The sequence below is a fragment of the Neptunicoccus sediminis genome (genome assembly GCF_001719615.1).
In the GTDB taxonomy this organism is placed as follows: Bacteria; Pseudomonadota; Alphaproteobacteria; order Rhodobacterales; family Rhodobacteraceae; genus Amylibacter; species Amylibacter sediminis.
Genome location: NZ_MDVX01000008.1, coordinates 75,741 through 97,825, shown reverse-complemented (window position 1 = coordinate 97,825; position 22,085 = coordinate 75,741). Strand labels below are relative to the sequence as shown.

Genomic DNA, 22,085 nt, shown 5'->3' with positions numbered 1-22,085 from the left:
CGGACGCGCTAGTTGCCTTTGGAAATGTCCAGCTTGGTCTTGAGCAAGGCAACCTGACACACTTCTCCGGCGATTTCCCGTTTGGGACCAAAGGCGCCGGAATCAAGGTCCAGACGGCTGCTCCAGCGTTTCCACAGGTAGGGCACGATACCGATGACGAATTTTGCTCCCTCCCTGTGGGCGGTGTCGGTGATTGCCTGCAGCAACTGGGTGCGCACGAGCAAACGGTCGCGGGAGGGCACATCGTCAGACACAAAAATTCGCGAGGCTTCCCAGACCCTCGGGCTGACCGGAGCCTCGCATATCAGCAGGTCCGACGGAATATCCTCCAGCAGGCCGCGTTGGGCGTCGCGAATCATATAGGTGTAAATCCCGCATTGCGCGGTTGTCGGGGTCAGGCGCACGCCCGCCAATATCTCGCCGTAGCGGTGTAAAACCAGCCATCTGCTGAAGGGATTATCGTATTGATCGAACTCGTACCCATCGACACTGGGCAATTCCCAGCCGCGTTTTTCAATAAACACCCGCCGCCGGATCTGAAGCAGATCGTGGAACATTTCACCGTATTTGTGCATGTTTCCCATAGAAAGCGTGCTCACCCGGATGGTCCCCCGGCTGGACCTGCGTGCCGGAACCGCAGGGGATGGGGCGGGCATGGGCATCGCCTGAGGCTCTTCCCTGACCGTCATTGCGTTCAGCGGGGACAGGCCCGGCTGTTCTACCGATTGTGAGTTGATCGAAAATGGATGGCGAAGCGATTTCACAATGTTCTCTCTTAAACGCGGTGTCGTTTAACGCAATGAATACCACAGATTGAATCACAACGCAGGGGTTAACTTGCAAAAAGGAAAGAATCTGGAAGTTTTTACTGGCTAAAAAATGGGCAAAGTCAGGAAAACATTGCAAATACTTGTAGAAATTTGGAAAAGAACTTTTTAATTCAATTAATAAGTTCAGGAAAAACATAAGCTTACCAATCTGCTGCAGTTGTTTCAAATTCCTGACATATTGAAACCACATTTTCCGAAGATTCCATAACACTGGGCATGTGTAGTGTTTTTTTGTCACGCATGGTTGGACGGGTGCCGTTGTATCCGCATTTTTATGGAGTTCGGAAAGTCCATGTATACTAATAACGGGTTAAGATGACCTGAACCTAATGGCCGGTGAAACGGCTGCGTCTCTCATCTAAAGCAGGTAACGTTCTACGTTGACACATCAAGCAAATATCCTGATCTCGACCGATCCCGCCTCTCTGAAGGATATTCAGACGCGTTTGGCGGATTACGTCGGTCGTATTTCGGGTCTACTTGTCCAGCGGCAGACCATTTTTATGGCCACTGCTATTCTGGCGGCTGTTTACTTTGATTTCTGGATTGCCGTCTACTGCATGACCCTGATCCAAATCACCGAAGTGATTGACATCTTCCTTGCGCGGCGGGTGCAGGCGGATGCGCGTTCCGGTGCGCTGAACAGGGTTATCCCCCATTATTACGGCCTGCTGGTGAACACGGTTCTGAACGCCTCGGCCATTTGCTTTTTCATCTTTATCATCGCCAGACAGGAAGGGAGCACGACACATTTCACGCCGATGTTCTTCCTGTTCGCTGCGGCACTATTTGCGGCTATGAACAACCATCAGGTTCTTGCTTTTATCGGCGTGCGACTGGCAATTTATACCATCACCTTTCTGGCAATCCCCGTCATCGACATTATCCAAACCGATGCCGAAATGATGTCACCGATCTGGTTGCAGATGTTCACGGTCATCTTCGTTCTGTTTTTCATCGTCGATAGCTCTGTGGTTTACATAAAACTCTATCGACGCAATCTTGAGCAGATGGAGACGTTGAAAGAAGAGAAGGAAAAAGCGACTTCGGCGCTGATCGCCAAATCGCGGTTCCTCTCAACCATCAGCCATGAGCTGCGCACTCCGTTGACCTCGGTTAGCGGGGCGATTGCCTTGCTGGACAGCGGCGCAATGGGAGAGCTTTCGGACCATCAGAAACGCACCCTTGCCATTGCGCGGAAAAATGCGGCGAACCTTACGGAAATGGTCGGTGACGTGCTGGATGTGCAGAGCCTTGAGGCGGATGAACTGCTGCTTAACATGGACACTGTAGACTGTCCGACCCTGCTGAAAACAACCTTCGATACCCATGTGGCGGCCGTCGAAAGTCAGGGCCGCAAGTTGCAAATTCAGGACGCTCTGCCCGCTGTTTCCATCAGGGCTGACAAAAAACGGCTGCACCGGATCCTTTCGGGGCTTATCTCGAACGCCGTTAAATTCTCCGCCCCCGGCACCACCATCACACTGGGACTGATTGACCGCGACGGTCAGGTTGAACTGACTGTGGCCGACGAAGGGGAGGGTATCCCCGAAGGTCAAGAGGACGCGGTCTTTTCCAGCTTTACCCAGCTTGACGGGACCGATGTGCGCAAGGCCGGAGGCAATGGGTTGGGCCTGTTCCTTGCCCGCGCGATACTGAAAGAAATGGACGGGTCCATTCGCTATGACAGCGTTTTGGGGTCCGGCACCACCTTCACTGTCGCATTCGACAAGATCCATTCAATTCAGAAGACACCTGCAACCGCTGATGTTTAGGGGGACACGCTGCTTTCCGAGGACGTAAAATGACCGAGCTAAAGAGAATTCTGCATGTAGATGACGAAGAAGACATCCGCTTCATCGTCCAGATCACGCTTGAAATTGCGCGCGGATATGAAATCAAATCCTGCGCCACAGGCCGGGAAGCCATAGAGGTCGCCCGCAGTTTCAAACCCCAGTTGCTGCTGCTTGATTTCATGATGCCGGAACTGGACGGGGAAGAGACCTGGAAGGGGATCGCGGCACTGGACGGGATGAATGGTATTCCGGCGATTTTCATGACCGCCAAAGCGGAGCGGAGCAACACCGATCGTCTAATGGCGGCAGGGGCAGAGGCGGTTATAACCAAACCGTTTGAGACCAACGATCTGGCCGATATGATTGACGGATGTTGGGAAAAAGCACAGCCGCACGTGGCGGTTTCCAGCCAGCATGCCGGACTGAGCTAACATCTTTGTGATAACTTTTCTTCCTGTGACTGGAACTTTCGAGCGTCCCACCTGTTGGGTTTGCAAATCGAAAGGAACTTTCCATGACGAAAATCACCACACAAAATCCGGCAACATACGAAGACATCCAATCTTATGACGTGATGAGCGAGGCCGAGGCGGTGGAGCGGTTGGAAGCCTCTCATGACGCCTTTTTGAAATGGCGCGAGCTGTCTCATAAAGAGCGTGCGCCTTATCTGGAAAAAATAGCGCAAAAACTGCGGGACAACGCGGACGAGCTGGCAGAGCTGATGACCAAAGAGACCGGCAAGCTGTTGAAAGACGGTCATACGGAAATCGACATCTGCGCGGCCATTTTTGAGTATACCGCGAAAAACGGCCCCGACGCGCTGGCCGATGAGGATCGTACCTATGGCGACGGTAAAAAAGGCATCGTCACCTATCAGCCGATCGGGGTGATCTATTCCATCCAACCTTGGAACTTTCCGCTGTACCAACCAGTGCGCGTTCTGGCGGCGAACCTGATGGTGGGCAATGGCTGTGTGCTAAAACACGCCAGCATCTGTACCGGCTCCGGCCTGCGACTGCGCGAACTCTGCATTGAAGCCGGCCTGCCGGAAGATCTGTTTCAGGTCGTAGTGATTGATCACGATACATCTGACAAATTGATCGAACACCCCAAAGTGCGCGGTGTGACGATGACAGGCAGCGACAGTGCAGGCCGTCATATCGGCTCTCTCGCGGCAAAACACCTTAAGAAAACCGTTCTGGAGTTGGGGTCGAACGATGCCTACCTCGTGCTGGAAGACGCTGACATTGAAACCGCGGTGAAATTCTCGGTCATGGGGCGGCTTTATAACAACGGGGAAACCTGCGTGTCGGCCAAACGCTTTATCGTGACGGACAAAGTGTATGACGCTTTCGTCGATGCCTTTGTAGAGCAGATGAAGGCGATCAAAATGGGCGATCCTATGGATAAGGACGTGCAGCTTGGCCCACTCTCCAGCGAAGATCAGTTCACCACCGTAAAAGAACAGGTGGAAGAAAGTGTCTCCCAAGGCGCATCCGTCCTTTGCGGGGGCGAGGTTCCCGACCGTACTGGTGCTTATTATCCCGCTACGGTTCTGGCGGATCTGAAAGAAGGCATGCCTGCCTTTGACGACGAGATTTTCGGACCCGTTGCGTCGATCATCCGCGCCAAAGACGACGAGCACGCCATGAAGCTTGCCAATGACAGCCGTTACGGTCTGGGCGGGGGCATTTTCTGCAAGGATGAGGATCACGCCCTCCGGCTCGCCCGAGAGCATTTCGACACTGGCATGGTACGGATCAACTCCTTTGGCGCTGCCGATCCGAATATGCCCTTTGGCGGGGTCAAGAACTCCGGCTATGGCCGTGAACATGGTGGCTTTGGGATGAAGGAATTTGTTAACGCCAAGGCCGTTTACCTGCCTTGATCAGCGCGATCCGCCCGATGCCCTGCACGGGCGGCACCGAACCGGGCGACCCGCCCAAACAAAGAAAAAGGAGTAGTTACAATGGCTAACAAAAATGTACTCGTGGCCGGTGCAACCGGTAAAACCGGCCGGCAGGTTGTGCGCAATCTGATCGAGCGGGGATATAAACCCACCGCATTGGTGCGCGAGAGTTCTGACACCAGCGTATTGCCCGAAGGCGCAGAACTGCGTCAGGGGGATTTGACCAATCTGCAATCGGACTGCTGTTCCGGTATGGATGCAGTGGTTTTCGCCGCGGGTGCAGGCAGCGGGTCCAGTGCGGAGATGACCGATAAGGTGGACCGTGAAGGAGCGCAAAACCTGATGGATCAAGCCCGTAAGGAAGGGGTTGAACGCTTTGTCATGCTCAGCTCTATCGGTGCGGATCAGGAAAACCCGCAAGGCGAGATGGCCCATTACCTTAAGGCGAAACACGCTGCGGACGAGCATTTGAAACAGTCCGGTCTGAACTATTCGATTCTGCGCCCTGTCGCGCTGACCGACGACGGACGGAGTGCGAAAATCGTGCTAGGCTCTGACGTAGATGCCAGCGCCAATGCTTCCCGCGCGGATGTGGCCCATGTGCTGGCCGAAGCCGTCGACAGCGATACTCTCGTGGGTAAAGAACTGAACATGCAGTCCACGAACCAGCAATTGTTCTAAACCGGCATTCTGCAGAATATCAGGCGGCGGGGCGGTTGATCCACCCGCCGCCTTTCTTTTTCACCTGCGACGCAGGCGTAAACCATTACTTTGACAGGTTCAGCGGTGTGCGGCTGAGCGTGGCAATCGCGTTCAGCGTTGCAAGGGTTTCCGCCGCATCGCCTGTCTCATAAGCCGCTTTCAGATCGTTAGCGGCTTTGGAAAATTCCTCAAAGGCTTTGTCGATCTGCACCGAAGTAACAGGCAGACGGCCCGTGGTATCCAGAAACCGTTCCCCCAGTTCGCACAGCAACCCGTAGGCCGCTGCGCGGTCGGCATCCTCCCGCATGGCCTTATCTGCTAGCGCGATGGTTTTGGTATAGGCCGCCCCGCTTTTGCCGTTGCTGCGCAGGGTTTCAAGAATTTGATCGAACATCATAAGCGTGCTCCTTAAAGGGTCAGATGGGATATGCCGCCGTGTCGGGCGGACCAGTCGAGAGGCGCGTTCAAAAAGCCCTCGACTTCGGTTAGTGTTTTTGTGTCAAAGCGATTTTGTGCTTTGCTAGCAGCCAGAACATCCCACCATGTGGCAAGGGAATGAAGGGTGATGCCGTCCGCCTCCAGCCTGTCGCGGGTTTGCTGGAAGATGTCATAATAAAAGACCACAATGGCGTGATCGGCTTTGGCTCCGGCACGGCGCAGGGCGTTGCAAAAGTTGATCTTGCTGCCGCCATCAGTTGTCAGGTCTTCCACCAGAAGCACCCGTTGTTCTTCCTGAATATCGCCTTCGATCTGTGCGTCACGCCCAAAGCCTTTGGGCTTTTTGCGCACGTAATGCATCGGCAGACCCATGTCCTTGGCGATCCATGCGGCAAAGGGTATGCCAGCAGTTTCACCGCCTGCAACCGCGTCGAACTGTTCAAACCCCACATCCCGCAGGATCAGGGACACGGAAAACGCCGTCACCATATCGCGCAGGCGCGGGTAGGCGATGATCTTGCGGCAGTCGATATAAACCGGGCTGGCAATGCCCGAAGTGAAAGTAAAGGGTTTCTCCGCGTTGAAATGCACTGCGTCGATTTCCAGCAGCATATTCGCGGTTGTTTCGCTCATCACCTCGCGGGGTGGGAAATGGCTGCTCATCTGTGATCCTTTGCAAATGTCTGCGCTGTGACGAAAGACGGTTTCAACATGGCGCAGTTCTAACCAGATACTCATAAATGATCGAGACACCAGCGAGAAAATCCTCGATTTCCATCGCTTCGTCCGGATTATGAGAACCGTTCTGGTTGCGCACAAAAACCATCGCGGCCGGAACACCGGCGTTGGAAAACACCGCCGCATCATGACCACCGCCCGACGCCATCGTGGTGGGTTCCATGCCAAGGCGGCCCATGGCCTGTTCCAGTTGCGCCACCAGTTCCGGCGTCATCAGGGCAGGGGGCGTGTTGTTCACATCCCCAAGGTCAAAAGTCACGCCCCGCTCAGCCGCGATCTTGTCCATTTCCTCGCGCAGCAGCATTGCCATCGCTTCAAGCACTTCGCTGTTCTGGCTGCGAATGTCGAGCGAGAAGCGGATTTCATCGGCAATGCGCGACATGGCGTGACGTTCGGGATCGGTCCCGACCACGCCAGAGGTCAGCACCAGATCGTCGCCCTTTTGCACGATGGTCAGCCAGCTTTCATCCAGTCGGTGCAGCAGGTCGGCCATCGCCAGCACAGGGTCTTTGCGAAAGGCGCGAGGCACGGCGCCGGAATGGCCTGCCTCCCCGATACAGCGCACCTGTTTGTGCCGGAAATTACCGCGAATGCCCGATACAACCGCCGCAGGTTGGTCCTTGCCGATCAGCAGCGGGCCCTGTTCAATGTGCAGTTCGATGTATTCGAGAATGTCGGATTTATCCATGAGCGGTTGTCCCGCTGCAACCCGCGTCATGTCAATTCCGACATCCGCCATATGGTCCGACAGGCTGCGCCCGTCGCCTTTGTGGGCGGAGGCCAGTTCGTCGCCGTTCAAGGTGCCCATCAGCGCTTTGGAGGCGATGTAGCAGGGGCCGAACCACGCGCTTTCCTCACCCCGCATGGCCAGAACCTTTACAGGGCGGGCAAAACGGGTGCCGGTTTTGCGGGCGCGGAACAGGCACATCAGACCAGCCAGAACGCCCGCCATCCCGTCGTAATTGCCGCCCATCGGCACAGAGTCCACATGGGAGCCGACAATCACAAACCGTTCCGCATCTGCGTCTTCCGGTAGGGAAATCAGCAGGTTCTGCCCCGCATCGGTTTCCACAAACAGCCCTTCTGCGCGGCAGAGATCCGCCAGAAATTCCAGAACCTCGGTCTCTTTGGCGGAATAGGCCGGACGGGATACGCCAAGGCGGTCGCGGCTCATGTTGTAGATGTCGTTGAACCATTGCGTGGCAAGACGCAACTCCTGCGGGTCAACAGTGAACGGAGCGGTGGTCATGGGGCGGTCTCCATGAAGACGACAGCATCGGCGGCATCTTCATCGCGAACCGAGCCGACCAGATCGCTGAGGTTGGCGATATTCCGGGTTTCCAGATAGGTTTCCAACTGCCCGAGCAGAGTCACCATAATGTTGGGATTGATAAAGGTTGCGGTTCCGACCTGAACCGCCGTGGCCCCTGCAATCAGGTATTCCACGATGTCTTCGACCGTGGAAATGCCACCGCAGCCGATCACTGGAATCTGGACCGATTTGGCACATTGATAGGCCATGCGCAGGGCAATCGGTTTCAGGGACGGGCCGGACAGACCGCCCATCAGATTGCCGAGTTTCGGTTTGCGGGTATGAATGTCAATCGCCATAGACAGCAGTGTATTGGCCACCACCAGCGCGTCGGCGCCTGCCTCTTCTGCGGCAAGGGCGACCTCTATGGTTTCGCCTGTGTTGGGGCTAAGCTTGGCCCAAAGCGGCAGGTCAGAGGCGCTGCGCAGCTTTTCCATCACGGCAGTGGTGGTCGAGGGGCGCATGGCAAAGGCCTTGCCGTCCTCTTCGATGTTGGGGCAGGAGATATTTACTTCAATCGCGGCGACACCGGGTACAGAAACCTGCTCGCAGATGCGGGCAAATTCATCGGCAGAATTGGCCGAAATACTGACGACCAGTGGCACGTCATAGGCGTTGTAAAACGGGATCGTATTGTCGATGAAATGCTGCACGCCTTTGGATGGAATGCCGATGGAATTCAGCATGGAGCCGCGCACTTCGCAAACACGGGGCGTGGGATTGCCGCCCCGCTTTTCCGCGGTGATCGTCTTGGTCACATGGGCGCCCAACTGGTGCAGGTCCAGCACTTCGGACAGGTCTTCGGAAAACGTGCCAGAGGCAGGCATGATCGGATTGGCCAGCGTCAGGCTGCCGATTTTGGTGCTAAGGTTTACCATGCCATCGCCTCCTCTATGCCAAAGACGGGGCCTTCGCGACAGACCCGTTCCTGTGTTATGGTGCCCTCGCGGTTAAACGAACGCACGCAGCATTGGCACATGCCAAGCCCGCAGGCCATTTGCTGTTCTAATGCGATTTCACCGGGGATGTTGTGGGTCGCACCGATCTCTTGCAGCAACTTCAGCATCCGGTTTGATCCGCAAGTGTACATGGCATCCACGCCCTGATCCGCAATGCGGCCTTCGATGATCGCGCGCAGGTTTTCCAGATCAGAGGTGCCGTCCGCATCGGTGACAGTAATCACCTCGGCGCCGAGGCTTTTGAAATGGTCGATAGACATCAGAACATCGGCGTTACGGGCCGAACAGATCGCCACCAGCTTGCGGTTCAGGCGTTGCGCCTCTTGTGCCAGCGGCGCAAGCGTGGCCAGACCGACACCCCGCGCCAGCAGCAAAAGGTTCTGCCAGTCGTCCTGAATGGTAAACCCAACACCCAGCGGGCCAAGCACGTTCAGCCTGTCGCCCTTTGCCAGTGTTGCCAGCGCCCGCGTGCCTTCGCCGGTGACTTTATAAAGGAACTGCAATTCGCCCTTTTCAGCGGAATAGCCGTAAATGCTCATCGGGCGGCGCAGGTAGGGTTGCTCGGTTGTGGTGACAGGGCAGAGGATGTGAAAGAACTGCCCCGGCTGGCAATCCAGCACGGACTGCGGCGCGTCAAGCGTCAGCAAACGGTACTCACCATTCACGGGTGTGTTCGACTTTACAGTGGTTTCAACTTCGTGAGTTGTCCCGTTCGCCGGAGAAACCTCTCCGGCGGTATGCCTTTGTATCAGTGACATGTTTTGCCTTTCTTAGCCGAAGAGCAGCTTCGGGATGAAAAGTGAGATTTGCGGTACGTAGGTGATCACCAGCAGCACGAGGATGTTGACAAAGACGAACGGCCAGACCCCTTTGATGATGTTGAGTACCGGTTTTTGCAGGGTGGAGGAGGCCACAAATATATCCAGACCAAAGGGCGGGGTGATCATGCCCAGACTGATGTTCAGCGTGACGATCATTCCGAAATGCACCGGATCAACCCCAAGCGCCGTGGCCACCGGAAACAGCGGTGGCACAAGGATCAACAGGGCAGAGTTCGGGTCGATGAACATCCCCGCAATCAGGAAACAGATATTAACGGCCAGCAGGAATTGGATCGGTCCTGCATCAATCGCGGTCAGGAAATCGGTGATCTGGGTCGGCACCTGCGCCAGTGTTACGTAAAAGGAGATCAGCCCGCCCATCGCCAGAAGGATAAAGATCACGCAGGTGGAAATCGCGCTTTGTTCGGTAATGCGGAACAGGTCTTTGAAGCCGAAATTCCGGTAGATGACCATTTCCACAAAGATCGCGTAGACCACGCTGACGGCAGCGGCCTCGGTCGGGGTGATCGTGCCGGAATAGATGCCGCCAAGGATTATCACCGGCATCCCCAGTGCCCAGGCTGAATCCTTCAGCGCCTGATACCGTTGCCCCCAAGAGGATTTTGCATCGGCCTCAATCCCTTTGCGTTTGGCCTCGATCCAGACCATGACAGCAAAGGCCAGTCCCAGAAAAATACCCACAGCCAGACCACCCGCGAACAGCCGCGCAATAGAGGTGCCGGTCATCCAGCCGTAAATGATAAAGGTGATGGAGGGCGGGATCAGCAGGGCGGTTTCCGCACTGGCCACTAAAAGGCCAAGGCTGAATTTTTCGGAAAACCCGTTCTTGCGCATTTCGGGGTAGACCATCTTGCCCATAGCCGCCACCGTCGCAGGGGCAGAGCCGGAGACCGATCCGAAAGCCATAGACCCGCCGATCACCGTGTGCCCCATGCCGCCACGGGTATGGCCGATCATGGCGCGCACAAATCCGGTCAGGTTGCGGGCAATCTGGCCCGATCCCATCAGATGTGCGGCAAAGATAAAGAAGGGGATCGCCAGCAGGGTAGAATGGTCCACGCCGCCGAATATTTTCTGCACAACTGCGGGATCAGGCAGGTTGCCATAGAACAGTTCCTTGGTGGCAAGGGCAGGAACGCCCAGCACCAGAAACATCTCAAAGCCAAGCACCAGAAGAACAACGGCGAGCGCGACAACAATCAGGATCATGCGTCATCTCCTTCGATTACATGCTGGTTTTCGGAAAAGCGGTCGATGACGCCGAAAAAGGACAGGGCAAAGCGCAAGGCCAACAGGCCGAACCCCGTCACCGGCGCCATATAGATCCAGCCGATGGGGATGTTCAGCGTCGGGCTGCGCTGGCCGGTCATCAGGACAAATTCCACAAGGCTCATGCCAAGCCATGCAAGGTAAATGGCAAAGAAGAACCCGACTCCGTCGATCAGTTTCAACAGAAGATAGCGGGGCTTGCCGGACAGTTTGTTGCGCAGGATATCGATTCCCACGTGGCGGCCTTTTTCAAGGGTCAGGCCAAGGGCGATAAAGACCAGAAAGACATTCATGAAACGCACGGCCTCTTCGATCCATGCAAAGCGGCTGGCAAAGGTGCCGCCGATCTCCCGCGCGATGACATTGCCGAAAAACAGAATGACCATGGCGAGAAAGACACTGACAAGGAACGTTCTTTCGACAAGTCTGAGTAGGTTTAGGATTTTCAAATTCGGTCCTCTGGCTGCAACCGGCAAGGCGGATCAGGGGCGTTGCGCCGTGGTGAGGCCCGCCAAAAACGGGCCCCAGCAGTGTTGTATCAACGCTTACTTGTTGGCGTTGTAGATTTCGATCAGGGCTTCGCCCTCATCGCCTGCGCGCTTGATATAGGCGGCAGTGGCCGGCGGTGTCATTTTTTCGGCAAAGGCTGTGCGCTCTTCAGCCGAGGCTTCGCGGATGTTGATGTCGCTTTCACCGATCACTTTCAGCGCGTCGGCAACAGCGGCGGCTTTGTGTTCGGTCAGGGCAGGGACGACTTCGTTGAACGTGTCCTTGATGACGGTTTTGTATTCATCCGGCAGGCTGTTCCACCACATCGGGTTGAACAGTACCATGTCTTCCATCGCGCCGTGTTCGGACACGACAAGGTAGTCCTGAACCTCAAAGAATTTCATGCGCTGGATGGTGTCGAGCGGGTTTTCCTGCCCGTCCACAACGCCGGTTTGCAAGGATGTGTACAGCTCTCCAAAGGGTAGCGCGATGGCAGAGGCGCCAAGGGCGTTGAACTGTTCGATCAGGATGTTGGAGTCCATGACGCGGAATTTCTGGTCGGCAAAGGCCGCGATGTCATCCAGAGGCGCGTTGGAGGTAAAGTTCTTCATGCCGTTGGGCCACCAGGCCACACCCACAACACCCCGTTTGTCAAAAGACGCAAGCAGCGCATCCCCGAACGGGCCTTCGCGCAGGGCTTGGGCTGCGGCCGGATCAGCGGGCATCAGATAGGGGATGTCCAGAACGGAAACGGCAGGGTTAAACCCGCCAAGAAACGCAGCGGGCGCCACGGTTGCTTCCAGCGTGCCAAGCTGCACGCCTTCGGTCATCTGGCGCTGGTTGCCCAGTTGGGCCTGCGGGAAAATCTGGAATTCAACGGCACCGTTGGTGCGTTCCTTAACCAGTTCAGCAACTTTTTCCAGATGCACATGGCGGCTTTGCTGGGTTGATTCCAGATGGCCGATCCGTGCGGTGAAATCTTGCGCAGCGACAGGCGCGGCAGAGAGCGCCAGCGCCCCCAGTGCAAGCGCCCCCAAAGCGCGGCGGGTGAAATTCGGTTTCAACGTCATTGTGTTCTCCACTGTTAATCGTTGCTAAAGGACCGCAGCAATGTATCAAAGTCAAGACAATTCTCAAATTTGAGAATAATCTAAGATTTGTCTACACAGATGGTAAAATCTGGACTAAACCCGATGAACCTAGCGTGGAAAAGCCCAGAACATGACATCTCAATACCAAATGATTTCTGACATTGGCAGACGGTTGAAGTCCTATAGACTGGGTGCCGGACTTACGCCAGAGGAGGTTGCGAGCGCCACTGGTATCTCTCGTGCGGCGATTTACAGGTATGAATCCGGCCAGCCGATCCGCGTCGATGCGCTGGGCAAGATTGCCGATCTGCTGGATGTTTCGCTTGCCTCTCTTTTCGGGGTCGGGTCCGAGAATATCCCCTCTGCCGTGACGTTCTTTGAACGGTTGCGCCAGATTGAATCCGAGGCGGACCAGATTACCGTGCTGTTCGGGCCGGTACCCTATTTGCTGACCACGGATGCCTATGACGACATGCTGCCACAGGTCCTGCGCGAAAGCGTGCCGGAGAATGCTGCAAACCGCGACGGACTGGAATCCTCTATCGCGCAACTGACCGAGACTTTGCTGCAGCGCAAAAAACAGTTCCGCGAACGCAAACCGAACCTGATCGCGTTGCTGTCAGCCTCGGAACTGGAGCAGTTCCTTGCGTCGGGCTTTGTCGGGAATCTTCACGGCGCGGCGCCGGTGCCCGCCGAACGCTATGGGCTGGCCCGTGCGGAAATCGCAAATATCCAGTCCCTGATCGAAGAACAGCCCATCGGAATGCAGATCGGTATTGTTCAGGATTCCATGCCCAGCACGATCTTCCAGATCCTGCGCAAAGGCACCAGCGCACAAGTAGCGACGAGCCCGTTCCGGCTGGGCGCTTCGGCCAATGTGCGCATCGGGGTGGCGACGATCACCGCAGCCGAGGAAGCGGTGAAACTGCATCAGTCGGTGGCAGAGCGGATCTGGCAGCAAAGCCTGAAAGGGCAGGAGGCAACAGAGTTGTTGCAACGGATCATGGATCAAAAAAGATAGCGCGACAGGCACGGGTTATTTCTGTTCGAGAAGGGCAATGAACCCTGCAGTGGCGAAATCGTATAACCCGTCGGTCAGTGCCTGATCCTCTTGGGTCGGGCCGGTGTCTGCCAGCGCAGAAATCCGCCAGCGCGAGGTCACAAGACCCAACACCGCAGAAATGGTAAATACAAACCCCTGCGCCAGTGCTTCGGGCGGGGCTGCGGGGAACCGGCGGGTTAAGACGGCAAGGAACTGCTGTGCTGTCGGGTCGAAGTACTGCGCTGCCAGTGCCGCCCAGCGTTGATCCGATGACACTTGCGCCACAAGACGGGCGTAATTACGCCACCCCTCATCCCCGCGGGCTAGGTCCAGAAACGGATCAATAAAGGCGTTCAGAACCGCCAGCACCGCATCGCGCGGGGGCAAGTCGGGCAAGTCTGGCCGGATGCGGGTCAGTTCCGCCAGCCGTTTCTGCGCCAAAGGCTCTGCACGGCGGGCGACGATTGCGGCAAAGAAATCCGCCTTGGCGCCGCCGTGATGGTTCACAAGTGCCGTCTGTACACCGGCCTCTGCTGCGATGTCGCGAATGGACGCCCCGTCGAATCCTCGCTCTGCGAACAGGCGCTCTGCACTGTCAAATATCCGCTGGCGGGTTTGCAGCGACCGTTTCGACGGCGCTCTTTTTCGTTTGGTTTCATCCACTTCGATACCTCTCAAGAATTACCTTGCCTTATTTTGAACGATTGTTCAATGTTATTCGGGATCGGGGAGATGTGTTTGATGCTAAGTATTAAGCCAGAGGCGCAAAGAGGGACTAAAGACAGCTATGCGCTGATTGGTGCAGGGCCAATGGGTCTGGCGATGGCGAAAACCCTGAAGGAACAGGGCATCGCCTTTCACGGGTTCGAGTTACACAAGGATGTCGGCGGGCTGTGGGATATAGATGCGCCTCTATCGACCATGTATGACACGGCGCATCTGATTTCCTCCAAGACAATGACGGAATTTGTCGACTACCCGATGGCAGAGGAGGTTGCCGAATACCCCTCCCACCGGGATTTGCGCGACTATTTTCGCGGTTTTGCGCAGCATTTCGGGCTGTACGACCACTACACCTTTGGCGCCCGCGTGACAGCAGCCGAACCGCTCGGCGGCAGCGGGGAGGGCTGGCGCGTCACTTGGGAGCTGGGCGGCGAAGAATACTCTGGCGAATTTGCCGGTGTCCTTATCGCAAACGGAACCCTGTCCGAACCCAATATGCCGGAATTTAACGGGAGTTTTGACGGAGAGATGATCCACTCCAGCTCCTATCGCGCCCCGACGCAATTTACCGGCAAGCGGGTGCTGATTGTGGGGGCAGGCAATTCGGGCTGTGATATTGCGGTGGATGCGATCCATCACGGCAAATCCTGCGAACTGTCCATGCGGCGGGGCTATTATTTCGTGCCGAAATACGTCTTTGGCAAACCGGCAGACACGATGGGCGGCATGATCAAACTGCCCATGTGGTTGAAACGCAAGGTGGACGGGGCGATCCTGAAATGGTTCGTTGGCGATCCGCAGAAATACGGCTTTCCCAAACCCGATTACGCGCTTTACGAAAGCCACCCCATCGTCAATTCCCTGATCCTGTTCCACGCAGGCCACGGCGACATCAAAATCCGCGCGGATATAGACCGGATGGACGGCAAGACCGTGCATTTCAAGGACAACACGCAGGGCGAATACGACATGATCCTCGCCGCGACCGGGTATAAGCTGCACTATCCGTTTATCGACCACGCTTTGCTGAACTGGCGCGGGTCTGCACCCCATCTTTACCTCAACGCGATGCATCCGGAGCGGGATGACCTGTTCGTGCTTGGCATGGTCGAAGCCTCGGGGTTGGGCTGGCAGGGCCGCCATGAGCAGGCCGAAATGATCGCCCGCTACATCGCAGGGCTGGCAAAGGGCAGCACCGAGGCCAAAGCCCTTCAGCAGAAGAAAGCCAAAGGGTTTGAGCGGGCCACCGGCGGGATGAACTACATCGACCTGCCGCGCATGGCTTATTACGTGGATAAAGCCACCTATCGCGGGGCCGTCAACAAGCACATCAAAGCCCTGAAAGCGAGCGCGTGATGCAGGATATTGACGCAATCATGCTGAACTTCAGTCCGGCCAGCCTGATGGCGCTGAATGCCATTCTTGCTGTTGTGATGTTCTCTATCGCGCTTGACCTGCGGTTGGATGATTTCCGCCGTGTGCTGGTGGCGCCCAAAGCCTTGTTTGTCGGACTGGTCTCGCAGTTTTTGCTGCTGCCAGCGCTGACCTTTCTGCTGGTGCTGGTGGCAACGCCGCGCCCGTCGATTGCCTTGGGACTGATCCTTGTGGCGGCATGTCCGGGGGGGAATATTTCAAACTTTATCACCCATCGTGCAGGGGGAAATGCGGCCCTGTCTGTGTCCATGACGGCTTTTGCCACGGTGGGGGCAGTGCTGTTGACGCCGCTGAACATCGCATTTTGGGGCGGGCTTTACGCCCCAACCCGCGCGGTACTGCAGGCCACGGCCATTGATCCGGTGCAGGTTGCGATTACGGTGACGTTGATGCTGCTGCTGCCGCTGGCGTTGGGCATTGCGTTGAACGCTCGAAAGCCCGCGCTGGCGGGGCGGTTGCGCAGGCCGATGCAACTGGCCTCTATGGGTATTTTCGTCGCTTTTATCGTGCTGGCACTGGCGGCAAACTGGGGGTTCTTTTTGCAATATGCATGGCTCGTCGCCGGTTTGGTTGTGCTTCACAATGCACTGGCGCTAGGCGGCGGGTTTACCCTTGCCAGTCTTGCGCGGCTCAGCCCGTTTGATCGCCGCGCCATCACGATTGAGACCGGCATCCAGAATTCGGGACTTGGACTTGTGCTGATCTTCGGCTTTTTCGGAGGCTTGGGCGGCATGGCTGTTGTCGCGGCCTTTTGGGGTATCTGGCACGCGATTTCAGGCATTGCGCTCGCCAGCCTGTTAAACCGGACAGAGGCCCAAAGATGAGCCGCATTCTGATCACAGGGGCGGCAGGTGCAGTGGGGCAGGCTCTGCTGGCAGAACTGGACGCAGTGCAGCATCAGGTGATTGCCACGGACCTGCACCAGCCCGACCTGCCGGGAGATGTTACGTTTGAACGGCTTGATGTAACCGGGGACGATCCAGACCGCGTAATCGGCGCGCACAGGCCCGATACGGTGGTGCATCTTGCCTCTATCGTTTCCCCGCCTAAAGGGTCTACGCGGACATTTGAATATGATGTCGACGTGAATGGCACCCGTGCTGTGCTGGCGGCCTGTATCAAACACGATGTACGGCGGATTGTGGTGACATCCTCCGGCGCGGCCTATGGTTATCACGCGGACAACCCTGTTCCCTTGCGCGAAAGCGATTCCCTGCGCGGCAATGAAGCCTTTCCTTATGCCCACCACAAGCGGTTGGTCGAAGAGATGCTGGCACAGGCACGGCAGGATCATCCCGCGCTGGAACAGGTCATCCTGCGGGTCGGTACCGTACTTGGCGCGGGTCTGGAAAACCAGATTACCGCCCTGTTTCACAAGCCGAAACTGTTGATGCTGCGGGGATATAACAGCCCGTTTGTGTTTATCTGGACGCAGGATCTGGCCCGCATTTTGCGGCGGGCTGCAACCGATGGGCCTTCGGGTATTTTCAACGTGGCAGGGGACGGGGCGCTTGGCATTCCGGAACTCGCAAATCTGCTGGGCAAACCTGTGCGCACAATTCCGGCAGGGCTAGTGCAGGCGGCACTGGCGGTGGCCAAACCGCTTGGCCTTTCGCGCTACGGACCGGAACAGGTGCGGTTTTTGCAGTTCCGCCCTGTATTGGACAACACCGCGTTGAAACAGAGGTTCGGCTACACGCCGGAACTGACCAGTCGGGAGGTGTTCGAGCTATGGAGAAAGGCGGCAAACCTGTGAAAACAGCAGTGATAACCGGCGGCGCCGGCGGCTTGGGACAAGCGATGACAGTCGATCTGTTGCAGCAAGGGTGGCAGGTCTATCTGCTGGATTTGCCTAGCGATCAACTGGACAAAATGGGCCGGACAACCGGCGTGACAGCGCTGGCCTGTGATTTGTGCGACAGTGCGGCACTGAACGCAGCGGCGGCGCAAATTCTGGCACAAAGCCCCGCCATTGATCTGTTGGTCTATAATGCAGGGCTGACCCAGATCGGACCGTTTGAAACACAGGATATGGTGGCCCACCGCAAATTGTTCGAGGTGAATTACTTTGCTGCTGTGTCTTGTGCTGCGCTGTTTTTGCACGCGGTACGGCAGGCCAAAGGCACCCATCTGGCCATGTCGTCGGTCGCCGGATTTTCGCCCCTGACGCAACGCACCGCTTATGCCGCCAGCAAGCATGCGCTGGAAGGGTTCTTTAAATCATTACGCTCCGAAGAGCGGCCCCACGGCGTCAGGGTCCAGATTGCCGCGCCTTCCTTTGTTGGCACCAATATCGGTCGTGCAGAACCGCAATCCGGTGGACTGGCCCGACCGGGGTCGGCTACGGATGCGGTGGATGTTATGACGCCGGAACAGGCCAGCGTGGAAATTCTGCGCGGACTTTCCAAAGGGCAAGAGATGATCCCCGTAGGGCGGGTGGCGCGATTGGCGTGGTGGCTGAACCGTATCGCGCCGCGGCACTATCAAAAGCTGATGGAGCGCAATGTCGGCGGATCGTAGGACCGCATCATTCCCGCGCAAAGCGGGCGGGCGACAGCTCTGCCACAATTTCTGCGCTCAAATCCGGCGTTTTGTCCGTGCATAGGGCAGCGCAAAGCGCGGCGAGCGCGGGGGACGTCTGCACACCGTAGCCACCTTGACCGGCCAGCCAGAAAAATCCTTCTTGCTCGGGATCGAACCCGACAACCGGCGTGCGATCAGGGGTAAAGCTGCGCAATCCGGCCCAGCTGTGGGTGGGGCGGGTGACTGGCACGATGACAGCCTGTTCATATCGGTGCAACCCTTCGGCCAGCACCATATCATCGGGCCATGCGTCATGGGGGTGGGTCGGGTCTTCATCCGCAGGTGAAATCAGCAATTTTCCTGCATCGGGCTTGGCGTACCAGCTCTCGGTGACAGAGGCAAAAAGCGGCCAGCGATCTATGTCATACCCCTGCGGCGCATCCAGCAGCACCGCAGAGCGGCGCATGGGGGTCAATCCGACGGGGGCTGCGCCTGCTATCTGCGCGATCTGGTCCGCCCAAGCGCCGCCTGCGTTCACGATGACAGGGGCGGAATATTCTGTTTCTTTCGTTGTAACCCGCCACAGACCGTTGTCGCGGGTCAGATTACAGACGGGACTGTTCGTAACCGTCTTTCCGCCCCGCCCCCGCAGCAGCCTCAGATAGCCCTGTAGCAGACGGTCCACATCAATATCCTGCGCATCGGGTTCCAGAATGGCGGCTGCGATCCGCTCTTTGCGCAGAATCGGGACCAGTTCAACCGCCTGATCGGGACGCAAATGCTCCAGTCCGGTGGCCTCGCGTGCATAGTTTTCCAGGTCCGTTATGTCCTCTTCGCCGGCGATCAGCAATTCACCGCGCGGCGACAATAGTCCGGTGTCGCTAATGCCTGCGCCGCTTTGCAACACCGGAGCGGAGGCCGCGTTCAGGGCGCGCAGTACGGCATTGCCGTAGTTGCGGATGAAGATCGCGGCTGAACGGCCGGTGGCGTGATAACCAAATTGCGGCTCGGCCTCTAACAACAGGACATCGGCATGTTCTGCCAGTTGCGCGGCGGCGCTGGTGCCTGCAATGCCGCCGCCGATCACAATGATGTCCGGCTGTGTCATGCCCCCTGAAACCCGCTCAGCACACTGGTCAGGTTTTCCCCCAGTTCATCGCAAAGATACCCGCCTTCCTGCACCAGCAGGGTCGGCACTCCCAGCCCTGCAACAGCCGCCCCGATCCGCCCGAACCCTTCGGTGGTAACAGCAAGCCCTTTGAAGGGATCGTCGATATAGGTATCAAGGCCAAGGGCGATGACAACCGCATCCGCGCCAAAAGCCTGAACACGGGCAAGGGCGCTGTCGAGGGTTTTAAGGAAATCCGCATCCTTCGTCCCCCGCGCCAGCGGCAGGTTGAGGTTATACCCAAGCCCTGCACCTGCGCCCCGTTCATGGGCGTGGCCCCAGAAGAACGGATAAAACCGCTCCGGATCAGCGTGAAGCGAGACTGTCAGCACATCGTCGCGATTGTAAAAGATGCCCTGCGTGCCGTTGCCGTGGTGCACATCCACGTCCAGAATAGCAGGCCGCAGCCCTTTGGCCCGCAGGCGTTCAGCGGCGATGGCAGAGTTGTTCAGAAAGCAAAAGCCCCCCGCCAGATCCCCGAAAGCGTGATGACCGGGCGGGCGGGACAGCACATAGGCCGATTGCCCGCCGTCGATTAGACTGTCCGCTCCGGAAATTGCGGATTGTGCGGACCAGTAGGCCGCCTCCCATGTGCCTTCTGCGATGGGGCAGGCGGTATCGGCCTGATGGTAGCCGGCCTGTCCGACAGCAGAGCGGGGGTAGCTGTCACTGCGGTTGGCGGGGTGGATGTTGGGGATGACCTCTTCACCGCCGCCGTCGATATATTGCCAGCGTTTGTAGATGTTTTGCAGAAACGTCAGGTACTCGGGCGAATGGATCGCGGCAATCGGGCCAAGCCCTGCATCCTGTGGCGCCTCAAAGCGGCAGCCTGCCGACACCGCGCCAGAGTGGAGCATTTCGATCCTTGCGGGCTGTTCGGGATTTGGCTGCACCACGCCGTTCGACATGAAATGCTTGGGGTCGTGGTGCCACTGCCGATCATCAAAAAACGCTTTCATTTGCATCCTTTCAGGGTCTCGAACCCGTTGTTGTCCAGAAACATGGTGGTTTCATTGTCTTTTGCCGCAAAACCCAGCCGGTCATAGAATAGCCGCGACTGGGTTGAATGGTCATAAACCGCCAGTTTAAGGTAGCTCGCGCCCCATTTCGCAGCAGTCCAGTCGGCCGTAGCCCCGAGCAACCGCCGTCCAAGTCCCGTGCCCCGTGCCGTTTCCGCGACCCAGAGATCGGACACATAAGTTCCGGTTCTTGCCATAGAAGTAGAGGCCACTGGGGAAAACATCACCGCCCCGTGTAGTCTGTCGTCGCCCCCTTGCGCGATTAATGCGTAGATGATCGGCACCGGACCAAAACCGGCCTGTTCCAGAAACTCCGGCGTGGCGGGATGGGGGTCGCCCAGTTCCGCAGACAGCGCGGCGAGCGCGGTATTCAGCAGGGGCAGGTCGGATTTCTCCGCTGCTCGGATGGTGGGGGGGATTGATAGCATATTAAAGTCCTGTTGCGGGTATTTACGCAGGTTTGTCGCCTGTATCACAGGCCCGGGTATTCGGCCATGAACTGTCGCATGGAACGCTCCAGAATCTCTGCGATTTCATCAAGTTGCGGTTCGCTCACGCTCATCGGGGGGCAGACCAGAAAGTGATCTCCGGACAGGCCGCCACGGGTGCGGCGGGAATAGATGATCAACCCGTTCTCATAGGCAATATCCACCAGTCTGGCATGGGCGTTCAGCTCTGTCGGTAAAGGGGCTTTGGTATTGCGATCCGCCATCAGTTCAAAGGCCAGCAGCAGCCCTTTGCCCCGCACATCGCCAATCACAGGATAGCGTTGCATCAGGGCTTGCAGGCGATCCGTCAGCGCATCGCCCATTATGGCGGCATTGCCGATCAGGTCCTGCCTTTCGATTTCATCGAGCACGGCCAGTCCGGCCGCGCAGGCAAGCGGATTTCCGGCATATGTATAGCCGTGGATGAACCCGCCGGCATCAAGAACAGCTTCGACCATATCGTTGCGCGCAATCATTGCGCCAAGGGGCACATAACCCGCGCCAAAGCCTTTGGACAGGGCGATCAGATCGGGGGTGACGTCCCAATGTTCCGCGCCAAAGAAACGGCCGGTGCGTCCGCCCCCCGTCATGACCTCGTCGTGGATCAGCAGCACACCATACTGGTCGCAAATCTCGCGGATGCGCTGCATATATCCGGCAGGGGGCACCAGCGCACCTGTTGACGCGCCGCCCACGGGTTCAACGATAAAGGCCAGCACGGTTGACGGGCCTTCTTCGAGGATTTTTTCCTCCAGCATATTGGCGTAATGCAGCCCCGTTGCCGGATCATCCGGGTCCAGCCCGTCGAGATAGGCGCGGGGGGCGGGAATTTTTGGCATGGATTTCATCATTGGATCAAACGGGGCCGACATGGGCGCATATCCGGTGATCGCCAACGCACCAAGCGTTGCGCCATGATAGCTCGGGTAACGGGAAATCACCTTGTAGCGCTGGGCTTCTCCTTGGGTCAGGGCATATTGCCGAGCCATTTTCAACGCGGATTCCACCGCCTCCGAGCCGCCGGAGACAAAAAACACGCGGTCCAGCCCTGCGGGTGTCAGACCCGCTATCCGTGCGGCCAGTGACTCGCTCGGTTCGGTCTGGAAATGCAGGCGGTAGCCGAAGGTGGATTTATCCATCTGTTCGCGCATCGCCGCCAGAACGTTGGGGTTGGAATGGCCGATATTGCTGACCATCGCGCCGGATGATCCGTCGATATAGCGTTTACCGGAAGTGTCCCACATATAGATGCCCTCGGCCCGTTGCAGGTCGGGGCGGGGCAGGCGGCTTTGATAGAACAGGTGGCTTTTCAT

24 protein-coding genes are annotated in these 22,085 nt (G+C 57.3%); 9 read left to right on the top strand and 15 right to left on the bottom strand.

The genetic code is table 11. From position 1 onward, the window contains the following. Positions 1–8 precede the first annotated feature (8 nt). Positions 9–599 carry an acyl-homoserine-lactone synthase gene (locus tag BFV97_RS09355; RefSeq protein ID WP_245667678.1) on the bottom strand — a complete coding sequence of 197 codons (591 nt, stop codon included), beginning with the start codon at positions 597–599 and terminating at the stop codon, positions 9–11. Continuing rightward, positions 559–996 carry a hypothetical protein gene (locus BFV97_RS18750; protein WP_157888303.1) on the bottom strand — a complete coding sequence of 146 codons (438 nt, stop codon included), beginning with the start codon at positions 994–996 and terminating at the stop codon, positions 559–561. Before BFV97_RS18750 ends, BFV97_RS09355 begins: the two co-directional genes overlap by 41 nt. Positions 997–1,210: 214 nt before the next feature. Here BFV97_RS18750 and BFV97_RS09345 point away from each other — a divergent pair, with 214 nt between their 5' ends. The 4 genes from BFV97_RS09345 (at position 1,211) to BFV97_RS09330 (ending at position 5,216) form a co-directional block, all read left to right on the top strand. Next, positions 1,211–2,605, top strand: a complete 1,395-nt coding sequence (locus tag BFV97_RS09345) for a sensor histidine kinase (protein WP_069300095.1) — start codon at positions 1,211–1,213, stop codon at positions 2,603–2,605. A gap of 29 nt (positions 2,606–2,634) precedes the next feature. Then, the gene (locus BFV97_RS09340; protein WP_069300094.1) at positions 2,635–3,057 is read left to right on the top strand and encodes a response regulator; all 423 of its coding nucleotides are present in this window, start codon (positions 2,635–2,637) and stop codon (positions 3,055–3,057) included. A gap of 83 nt (positions 3,058–3,140) precedes the next feature. Further along, positions 3,141–4,514, top strand: a complete 1,374-nt coding sequence (locus BFV97_RS09335) for an NAD-dependent succinate-semialdehyde dehydrogenase (protein WP_069300093.1) — start codon at positions 3,141–3,143, stop codon at positions 4,512–4,514. An 81-nt stretch (positions 4,515–4,595) separates the two neighbouring features. After that, a complete protein-coding gene (locus BFV97_RS09330; protein WP_069300092.1) occupies positions 4,596–5,216 on the top strand; it encodes an SDR family oxidoreductase in 621 nt (206 codons plus the stop codon). 85 nt (positions 5,217–5,301) lie between these two features. Here BFV97_RS09330 and BFV97_RS09325 read toward each other — a convergent pair whose 3' ends face one another. The 8 genes from BFV97_RS09325 to BFV97_RS09290 all read right to left on the bottom strand — a co-directional run bounded on the left by BFV97_RS09325 (position 5,302) and on the right by BFV97_RS09290 (position 12,354). Further along, complete coding sequence (locus BFV97_RS09325; RefSeq protein WP_069300091.1) at positions 5,302–5,634, bottom strand: hypothetical protein; 333 nt, start codon at positions 5,632–5,634, stop codon at positions 5,302–5,304. A gap of 11 nt (positions 5,635–5,645) precedes the next feature. Then, entirely contained in the window at positions 5,646–6,338 is a 693-nt protein-coding gene (locus BFV97_RS09320; protein ID WP_069300090.1) for an orotate phosphoribosyltransferase, read from the bottom strand. Between the two features lie 43 nt (positions 6,339–6,381). Further along, on the bottom strand, positions 6,382–7,662 hold the full coding sequence (locus tag BFV97_RS09315; RefSeq protein WP_069300089.1) for a Zn-dependent hydrolase: 1,281 nt from the start codon (positions 7,660–7,662) through the stop codon (positions 6,382–6,384). Next, positions 7,659–8,603, bottom strand: coding sequence for a dihydroorotate dehydrogenase (locus BFV97_RS09310; RefSeq protein WP_069300088.1), 945 nt, complete (start codon positions 8,601–8,603; stop codon positions 7,659–7,661). Before BFV97_RS09310 ends, BFV97_RS09315 begins: the two co-directional genes overlap by 4 nt. Beyond that, positions 8,597–9,442 carry a dihydroorotate dehydrogenase electron transfer subunit gene (locus BFV97_RS09305; protein ID WP_069300087.1) on the bottom strand — a complete coding sequence of 282 codons (846 nt, stop codon included), beginning with the start codon at positions 9,440–9,442 and terminating at the stop codon, positions 8,597–8,599. The genes BFV97_RS09310 and BFV97_RS09305 overlap by 7 nt, the downstream gene beginning before the upstream one ends. A gap of 12 nt (positions 9,443–9,454) precedes the next feature. Continuing rightward, complete coding sequence (locus BFV97_RS09300) at positions 9,455–10,735, bottom strand: TRAP transporter large permease (RefSeq protein WP_069300086.1); 1,281 nt, start codon at positions 10,733–10,735, stop codon at positions 9,455–9,457. Continuing rightward, positions 10,732–11,244, bottom strand: a complete 513-nt coding sequence (locus BFV97_RS09295) for a TRAP transporter small permease (RefSeq protein ID WP_069300085.1) — start codon at positions 11,242–11,244, stop codon at positions 10,732–10,734. The genes BFV97_RS09300 and BFV97_RS09295 overlap by 4 nt, the downstream gene beginning before the upstream one ends. Positions 11,245–11,340: 96 nt before the next feature. Continuing rightward, positions 11,341–12,354 (bottom strand): TRAP transporter substrate-binding protein, encoded by a 1,014-nt coding sequence (locus BFV97_RS09290; protein WP_069300084.1) that lies wholly within the window; start codon positions 12,352–12,354, stop codon positions 11,341–11,343. A gap of 151 nt (positions 12,355–12,505) precedes the next feature. Here BFV97_RS09290 and BFV97_RS09285 point away from each other — a divergent pair, with 151 nt between their 5' ends. Next, positions 12,506–13,396, top strand: a complete 891-nt coding sequence (locus BFV97_RS09285; RefSeq protein WP_069300083.1) for a helix-turn-helix domain-containing protein — start codon at positions 12,506–12,508, stop codon at positions 13,394–13,396. 15 nt (positions 13,397–13,411) lie between these two features. Here the strand turns inward: BFV97_RS09285 and BFV97_RS09280 are convergent, their stop codons facing one another. Beyond that, positions 13,412–14,095, bottom strand: coding sequence for a TetR/AcrR family transcriptional regulator (locus tag BFV97_RS09280; protein ID WP_069300082.1), 684 nt, complete (start codon positions 14,093–14,095; stop codon positions 13,412–13,414). Between the two features lie 63 nt (positions 14,096–14,158). On the opposite strand from BFV97_RS09280, the gene BFV97_RS09275 reads away from it, so the two are divergent. Genes BFV97_RS09275 through BFV97_RS09260 form a run of 4 tightly spaced genes read left to right on the top strand, consistent with a single transcriptional unit; the run spans position 14,159 to position 18,094 of the window. Continuing rightward, on the top strand, positions 14,159–15,496 hold the full coding sequence (locus tag BFV97_RS09275) for a flavin-containing monooxygenase (RefSeq protein WP_069300281.1): 1,338 nt from the start codon (positions 14,159–14,161) through the stop codon (positions 15,494–15,496). Next, positions 15,496–16,398: a bile acid:sodium symporter family protein gene (locus BFV97_RS09270; RefSeq protein WP_069300081.1), complete on the top strand. Its 903-nt coding sequence runs from the start codon at positions 15,496–15,498 to the stop codon at positions 16,396–16,398. Before BFV97_RS09275 ends, BFV97_RS09270 begins: the two co-directional genes overlap by 1 nt. Next, positions 16,395–17,330: an SDR family oxidoreductase gene (locus BFV97_RS09265; protein ID WP_069300080.1), complete on the top strand. Its 936-nt coding sequence runs from the start codon at positions 16,395–16,397 to the stop codon at positions 17,328–17,330. Before BFV97_RS09270 ends, BFV97_RS09265 begins: the two co-directional genes overlap by 4 nt. Continuing rightward, on the top strand, positions 17,327–18,094 hold the full coding sequence (locus tag BFV97_RS09260) for an SDR family NAD(P)-dependent oxidoreductase (RefSeq protein WP_069300280.1): 768 nt from the start codon (positions 17,327–17,329) through the stop codon (positions 18,092–18,094). The genes BFV97_RS09265 and BFV97_RS09260 overlap by 4 nt, the downstream gene beginning before the upstream one ends. Before the next feature lie 7 nt (positions 18,095–18,101). Here BFV97_RS09260 and BFV97_RS09255 read toward each other — a convergent pair whose 3' ends face one another. The 4 genes from BFV97_RS09255 to BFV97_RS09240 are packed head-to-tail and all read right to left on the bottom strand — an operon-like array spanning position 18,102 to position 22,085. Beyond that, the gene (locus BFV97_RS09255; protein WP_069300079.1) at positions 18,102–19,205 is read right to left on the bottom strand and encodes an NAD(P)/FAD-dependent oxidoreductase; all 1,104 of its coding nucleotides are present in this window, start codon (positions 19,203–19,205) and stop codon (positions 18,102–18,104) included. Next, complete coding sequence (locus tag BFV97_RS09250; protein WP_069300078.1) at positions 19,202–20,224, bottom strand: histone deacetylase family protein; 1,023 nt, start codon at positions 20,222–20,224, stop codon at positions 19,202–19,204. The genes BFV97_RS09255 and BFV97_RS09250 overlap by 4 nt, the downstream gene beginning before the upstream one ends. Continuing rightward, a complete protein-coding gene (locus BFV97_RS09245; protein ID WP_069300077.1) occupies positions 20,221–20,712 on the bottom strand; it encodes a GNAT family N-acetyltransferase in 492 nt (163 codons plus the stop codon). The genes BFV97_RS09250 and BFV97_RS09245 overlap by 4 nt, the downstream gene beginning before the upstream one ends. A 44-nt stretch (positions 20,713–20,756) precedes the next feature. Continuing rightward, positions 20,757–22,085, bottom strand: coding sequence for an aminotransferase family protein (locus BFV97_RS09240; RefSeq protein WP_069300076.1), 1,329 nt, complete (start codon positions 22,083–22,085; stop codon positions 20,757–20,759).